Annotated in this window: 4 protein-coding genes; all 4 read right to left on the bottom strand. The window is 60.8% G+C overall.

Features of this window, described 5'->3' with window-relative positions:
- Positions 1-698: succinate dehydrogenase iron-sulfur subunit (locus NCR98_RS33140; protein WP_250470234.1), on the bottom strand; the 698-nt coding region annotated here is incomplete at its 3' end.
- Positions 699-717: 19 nt separating this feature from the next.
- A complete protein-coding gene (sdhA, locus tag NCR98_RS33135; RefSeq protein ID WP_244829109.1) occupies positions 718-2,493 on the bottom strand; it encodes a succinate dehydrogenase flavoprotein subunit in 1,776 nt (591 codons plus the stop codon).
- 5 nt (positions 2,494-2,498) lie between these two features.
- Positions 2,499-2,867 (bottom strand): succinate dehydrogenase, hydrophobic membrane anchor protein, encoded by a 369-nt coding sequence (sdhD, locus tag NCR98_RS33130; RefSeq protein ID WP_244829108.1) that lies wholly within the window; start codon positions 2,865-2,867, stop codon positions 2,499-2,501.
- Positions 2,868-2,871: 4 nt separating this feature from the next.
- The coding region (sdhC, locus tag NCR98_RS33125; RefSeq protein ID WP_250470232.1) for a succinate dehydrogenase, cytochrome b556 subunit at positions 2,872-3,281 on the bottom strand (410 nt) is incomplete at its 5' end.

Raw genomic sequence — 3,281 nt, 5'->3', positions numbered from 1 at the left:
GCGCGGCGCACCATCAATTCCTTGATCTTGCCGATCGCCTTGGTCGGGTTGAGCCCCTTCGGGCACACGTCGACGCAATTCATGATCGTGTGGCAACGGAACAGACGATACGGATCTTCCAGGTTGTCCAGACGCTCGCCGGTCGCTTCATCCCGGCTATCCGCAATGAAGCGATACGCCTGCAGCAAGCCCGCCGGGCCGACGAACTTGTCCGGATTCCACCAGAAGCTCGGGCACGACGTCGAGCAACTCGCGCACAGAATGCACTCGTACAGCCCGTCGAGCTCGTCGCGTTCGACCGGCGACTGCAGACGCTCTTTTTCCGGCGGCGGCGTGTCGTTGATCAGATACGGCTTGATCGAATGATACTGATTAAAAAATTGCGTGAAGTCGCAAATCAGATCGCGCACCACCGGCAAGCCCGGCAGCGGACGCAGCACAATGCGCTGCGGCAGATCGTTCATGTTCTGCAAACACGCAAGACCGTTCTTGCCGTTGATGTTCATCGCGTCCGAGCCGCACACGCCTTCGCGGCACGAACGGCGAAACGATAGCGTCTCGTCGACCGACTTCAGCTTGAGCAGTGCATCGAGCAGCATGCGTTCGTGCGAGTCGATCTCCAGCTCGTAGGTCTGCATGCGCGGGGCTGCGTCCTTGTCCGGATCGTAGCGATAGACTTCGAAGATTCTCTTTGCCATTTCGATTTTCCCTTGTGCCTTAGAAGGTCCGTGCCTTCGGCGGCACCGATTCGACCGTCAGCGGCTTCATCTGCACCGGCTTGTAGTCGAGGCGATCGCCTTCGCTGAACCACAGCGTATGGCGCATCCAGTTCTCATCGTCGCGATGCTCGAAGTCGCTGTGCGCGTGCGCGCCACGGCTTTCCTTGCGCGCTTCGGCCGACACCATGGTCGCGCGCGCGACTTCGATCAGGTTCGCCAACTCCAGCGCCTCGACCTTCGCCGTGTTGAACACCTTCGATTTGTCCTTCAGATGCACGTGCTTCACGCGCGCGGTCAGTTCGTCGATCTTGCTCACGCCCTCTTCGAGCAGCTTCGATGTGCGGAACACGCCCGCATGCGCCTGCATGGTCGAACGAATGTCGTTGGCGATGTTCTGCGTGTATTCGCCCGACGTCGACTTCTCCAGCACCGCGAGGCGTTCGAGCGCGAAGTCGGCGGCATCGGCCGGCAGCGGCTTGTGCTCTTTCAACTCCTTCGCGTGCTTGATGATGTGATTGCCCGCCGCGCGGCCGAACACCACCAGGTCGAGCAGCGAGTTCGTGCCCAGACGGTTCGCGCCATGCACCGAGACGCACGAGCATTCGCCCACCGCGTAGAACCCGTTGACCGGCTCGTTATAACCATTGGACGTACCCACGACCTGCCCGTGCATGTTCGTCGGTATGCCACCCATTTGATAGTGGATGGTCGGCACCACGGGAATGGGCTCCTTGATGCAATCGACGTTGGCGAACTTGAGCGCGATCTCGCGAATCGACGGCAAGCGCTTCATGATCGTCTCGGCGCCGATGTGCGACAGATCCAGCAACACGTGGTCCTTGTTCGGACCCACGCCACGGCCTTCCTTGATTTCCTGATCCATCGAACGCGAAACGAAGTCGCGCGGCGCGAGGTCCTTGAGCGTCGGCGCGTAGCGCTCCATGAAGCGGTCGCCGTTCGAATTGCGCAAGATGCCGCCTTCGCCGCGCACGCCTTCGGTAATCAGCACGCCCGCGCCCGCGACACCGGTCGGGTGGAATTGCCAGAACTCCATGTCCTGCAACGCGATGCCCGAGCGCGCGGCCATGCCCAAGCCATCGCCCGTGTTGATGAACGCATTCGTCGATGCCGCGAAGATACGTCCCGCGCCGCCCGTGGCGAACAGCGTGGTCTTGCCTTCGAGGATATACACGTCGCCCGTTTCCATCTCCAGCGCGGTGACGCCGAGCACATCGCCTTCGGCGTCGCGGATCAGGTCCAGCGCCATCCATTCGACGAAGAAGTGCGTTTTGGCCGCGACGTTCTGCTGATACAGCGTGTGCAACAACGCGTGGCCGGTACGGTCGGCCGCGGCGCAGGCGCGTTGCACGGGCTTTTCGCCGTAGTTGGCCGTGTGTCCGCCGAACGGACGCTGATAGATCGTGCCATCCGGATTGCGGTCGAACGGCATGCCCATGTGTTCGAGCTCATACACGGCGTTGGGCGCTTCACGGCACATGAATTCGATTGCATCCTGGTCGCCGAGCCAGTCGGAGCCCTTGATGGTGTCGTAGAAGTGATAGTGCCAGTTGTCCTCGCTCATGTTGCCAAGCGAGGCACCGATGCCGCCTTGCGCGGCGACCGTATGCGAGCGCGTGGGAAACACCTTCGACAAAACAGCGACCGACAGGCCCGCACGCGCGAGCTGCAGCGATGCGCGCATGCCCGAGCCGCCCGCGCCCACGATGACCACGTCGAAACGGCGACGCGGCAGGGAAGTCTTGATTGCAGCCATGTTCTTTAAACTCTCCAGAGAATCTGTGCAGCGTAGCCGGCGCATCCGACGAGCCAGAGGATGGTCAGCACCTGAAGAAACAGGCGCACGGCCATGGGCTTCACGTAATCCATCCAGATATCGCGAATGCCGACCCACGCGTGATAGAACAGGCAAAGCAGAGTCACGAACGTGGCAAGCTTCATCCACTGCATGGCGAAGATGGACGCCCAGCCTTCATAGGAGAAGCTGTGTGCGGCGAAGAACCAGAACAGCAAAACGACGGTGTACGCCGCCATCACGACGGCGGTAATGCGTTGCGCGAGCCAGTCGCGCAGGCCGTAGTGCGCGCCCACGACCAGGCGCTTCGGGCCAACTCTGTTTTGGGTTGCCATGGTCTTAGAAGGCTCCGAAAATTTTAAGGGCCATCACAGCCGTGAGAAGCAGCGAGACGACGAGCACGATCAACGCGCTTTGCTTGCCGCCTTCCTTGTTCACGCCAACGTGCGTGTCGAGCAGCAGAAAGCGAATGCCCGCGCAGAAGTGATGCAGATACGCCCACGACAGCACGAGCGTGATGATCTTGACGATGGGGTTGGCCAGAAAGCCCTTGAACGCGTCGAAACTGAGTTCCGAGGTCAGGCTCTGATCGAGCAGATAGAGAATGAACGGCAGCGACACGAAAAGCAGCAAGCCGCTGATGCGATGCAGGATGGACACCTTCCCCGCGAGCGGCAAGCGATACTTCGCGAGTTGACCAAGCCCGATGTTCCGGAACTCGGGCCTTGGTTTTTTTACGGCTTCAGCCA

The sequence above is a fragment of the Caballeronia sp. GAWG2-1 genome, assembly GCF_023631405.1.
Lineage (GTDB): Bacteria > Pseudomonadota > Gammaproteobacteria > Burkholderiales > Burkholderiaceae > Caballeronia.
Note: the sequence above shows the minus strand (reverse complement) of the source record. Positions and strands in the feature narration are given on the sequence as shown.